The following is a 2,646-nucleotide window of genomic DNA, read 5'->3' as shown; positions in this document are numbered from 1 at the left end:
TGTCAAGGGCCATTGAGTTCTGCCCATAGGCGGCCAGTGTTTCTTCCCGCTGGTGGCCATCAGAACTGCCCACTGGTGGCCAGCTGGTTTGCCCGTTTGGGTGGTGGTGCTGGCCACCGTGATGGGATCAGTTCAGTGGCATGACTCCCTTCCCGGCCATTGCCTGGGTCATCCGTACGGAGTCTCCGGTGGTCTGGCACACGTGGGCGTGGTGCAGGAGCCGGTCCACGGTGGCGGTGGCCAGGGTCTTGGGCATCAGCTCGTCGAAGCCGGCCGGGTGCAGGTTCGAGCTGATCGCTACGGAGCGTTTCTCGTAGGCGGCGTCCACGATGCGGTAGAGGCCCTCGGCGGCATCGTCGGCGACCGGCAGCAGGCCGATGTCGTCGATGACGATCAGGTCGGCGCGCAGGATTCGGGCGACGGCTTTGGTGATGGTGTCATCGGGCCGGTGGGCCCGGATCATCGCCCCGAGGTCCTCCAGGGTGAACCAGGCCACCCGCTTGCCCTCCTCCACGGCCTGCTGGCCCAGGGCCTCGAGGAAGAAGGTCTTGCCGGTGCCGGAGGGCCCGCAGACCACGAGGTTCTCTCTGCGCGAGAGCCATTCCAGGGTGCGCAGGGACTGCTGGGTCGGGGCCGGGATCGAGGAGGCGCCCGGATCCCAGGTCGTGAAGGTCTTGCCGGTGGGGAACCCGGCGGCCTTGCGCCGGGCGGCGAGCATGGATCGGGCCCGACCGGTGGTCTCCTCGACCAGCAGGGCCTTGAGGACCTCGGCCGGCTCCCAGCGTTGGGCCCGGGCGGTGGCCAGTACCTCGGCGGCGATACCGCGGGCGTGGGGCATCTTCAGCTGCCGCAACAGCGCCTCCAAATCGGCCGGCAGCGCCGGTGCGGCGGTGTTCGGGGTGTGGATGCTCACCGGGCTGCCCCCTCGGTGTTGGAGGTACCGAGGCCGGCCCAGCCGGCGGTGCCCTGGGTCAGGGACCGTTCCTCGGTGGCGGTGTGCATCCCGGTGCGGTGGCCGGCGGCGGTGAGCAGGGAGGCCAGGTCGCCGTGGGCGAAGCGCTGGTGCACCGCGGCCACCCCGAGGGCGCGGTCGACCTGGTCGGTGCCGGCGAGCTTGGCCAGGGTGACGGCCTCGGCCATCTTCTGACCGATCCGGCTGGTGCCGGCCGCGGCGGCCTCCACCAGCCAGGTCCTCGCTCCGGCCCCGATGGCCAGGAACTCGGCCTCCGCCGCCGAACGGGGCACCGGGGTGTAGTCCCCGGGCACCTTGTCCGTCTCGTGGCCGGGGAAGTGCGCGTCGTCGATGGCCGGGGACCCGGGCCGGGCCACCCGGTGCCGGGCGACCTCCACCGGCCCCTGCGCACCGGCGTGCATGATCACCACCATCGAGTCCGGTCCGGTGCCGTGATGGCGCACGAACACCTCGGCCCCGAGCAGGTGCGCGGGCACCGAGTACTGGGCGTTTTCGAAGGAGACCATCGGCGTGTTCTCCGGCACCTTCCGTCCCACCCCGTAGGCCACGGTGTGCGCCGTGGCGGGGATCCGATGCAACGCGCTGGTCTCCTCGGCGAGCATGTGGTCCGGGCGGCGCCGGGTCACCCGGTGCTCCCGGGAGTTCACCATGGCCATGAACCCCGCGCAGGCGGCCTCGAGCTCAGCGAACGAGGCGTACTGGTCCCGCAGGTTGGTGTCCTTCGGGACCAGGTCGGCCTTGGCCAGCTTCACCGCGTTCTCCACCCCGCCCTTGGCGGCCGGATCCGCTGGCTGGCAGGTCAGCACCTCCACGCCGTAATGCCGAGCGAACGCCACGGTGGCCTGGTTACGCACCGGCACCCCGGCCACATGAGAGACCGTCACTGTCTTCTCGTTATCCGTCAGCACATAGGTCGGCGCGCCCCCGATCAGCCGGAAGCACCGGTCCAGGGCGGCGAACACACTCGGAGCCGTCCTATCACGCAGGGCGATGACGATCCGGTAGCGGGACCAGGCCAGCCAGGCCACGAACAGCACCGTCTTGGCCCCGTCGATCGCCGGCCCATCGCCGAAGTCGTACTGCAGCCATGCGCCCGGCTCGGTGATCCAGGGCCGGTGCACCCGGCGCTTCCCGGCCCGCCAGGCGGCCTTCACCTCGGCCACCGCCCGCCGGGTGGAGCGCTCAGAGCCGGTGTAGCCCATTGCGGTGAGCTTGGCGTGCACGACATCGGCGCGGATCCTGCCCGTGGAGGCCTCGACCCATTCCTCGATCTTGGGCAGCCAGACATCGGTGACCTTCGGGCGGCTGGCTCCGGATCCAGGGGTCTGGCCGGCGTCGCGGGCCCGCACCAGCCGGGCCACGGTGTGATGGGAGCAACCGGCCAGCTCGGCGGCGCCCCGCAATGACTTGGTCAGGTCATAGGCACTGAGTATTTTCATGGTTTCTGCGGCATCCTTCATTCAGGGCCTCTTCCTCGCTGGATTCGATTCGACACCGATATCCAACCCGGGGAGGAGGCCCCCGCCGGCTCACGACGCGGCGGGCAACGAGCAACGCGGGCAAACCAGATGGCCAGCACCGGGCAGTTCCCGTGGCCATCACTGGGCAGTCCTCATGGCCGTCAGCGGGTCATTCCCTGGCCACCTATGGGCAGCTTTTCATGGCCGCTTACA

At 70.0% G+C, this 2,646-nt stretch carries 2 protein-coding genes; both read right to left on the bottom strand.

Features of this window, described 5'->3' with window-relative positions; all coding sequences use genetic code 11:
• Window positions 1-127: 127 nt before the first annotated feature.
• The gene (gene istB / locus NR073_RS10970) at window positions 128-913 is read right to left on the bottom strand and encodes an IS21-like element helper ATPase IstB (protein ID WP_010078636.1); all 786 of its coding nucleotides are present in this window, start codon (window positions 911-913) and stop codon (window positions 128-130) included.
• Window positions 910-2,433 carry an IS21-like element ISMlu14 family transposase gene (locus NR073_RS10965; protein WP_031943827.1) on the bottom strand — a complete coding sequence of 508 codons (1,524 nt, stop codon included), beginning with the start codon at window positions 2,431-2,433 and terminating at the stop codon, window positions 910-912. Before NR073_RS10965 ends, istB begins: the two co-directional genes overlap by 4 nt.
• Window positions 2,434-2,646: the final 213 nt, after the last annotated feature.

The sequence above is a fragment of the Micrococcus sp. Mcc28 genome, from assembly GCF_024519775.1.
GTDB classification, from domain to species: Bacteria; Actinomycetota; Actinomycetes; order Actinomycetales; family Micrococcaceae; genus Micrococcus; species Micrococcus luteus.
The sequence above is the reverse complement of the archived record's forward strand: the minus strand, read 5'-3'. Positions and strand labels throughout refer to the sequence as shown.

Coding starts and splice junctions, on each gene's coding strand:
- NR073_RS10965 (WP_031943827.1), bottom strand. CDS start 2,433: ATGAAGGATGCCGCAGAAACCATGAAAATACTCAGTGCCTATGACCTG.